Below are 261 nucleotides of genomic sequence, written 5' to 3'. Positions count from 1 at the left end.
CGGTGATGGTACTTGGACGGTGACACCAGATGAAAACTTCTACGGTGAAATTGAGCTGGGTTACCAAGTTTCTGATGGTGAACTGACTGATGACAACATAATTAACATCAACTTTGAGTCAGTGAATGATGCGCCAATCGTTTCTGGTCCAATGGTTCTATCGACAGACGAAGACCAAGGTATTGCGTTCAGTGCTGATGATTTACTGGCGAACACCACAGATGTAGAAGGTGATGCGCTGTCTATTTCTGACATCACTTA

General features: G+C 44.1%; 1 protein-coding gene. It reads left to right on the top strand.

The features are described 5' to 3' along the window. On the top strand, positions 1-261 hold a 261-nt coding region (locus AB4653_RS25575), incomplete at both ends, for a cadherin-like domain-containing protein (protein ID WP_372105626.1).

This window comes from Vibrio sp. 10N.222.48.A3, assembly GCF_041475345.1.
Lineage (GTDB): Bacteria > Pseudomonadota > Gammaproteobacteria > Enterobacterales > Vibrionaceae > Vibrio > Vibrio tasmaniensis_A.
Note: the sequence above shows the minus strand (reverse complement) of the source record. Positions and strands in the feature narration are given on the sequence as shown.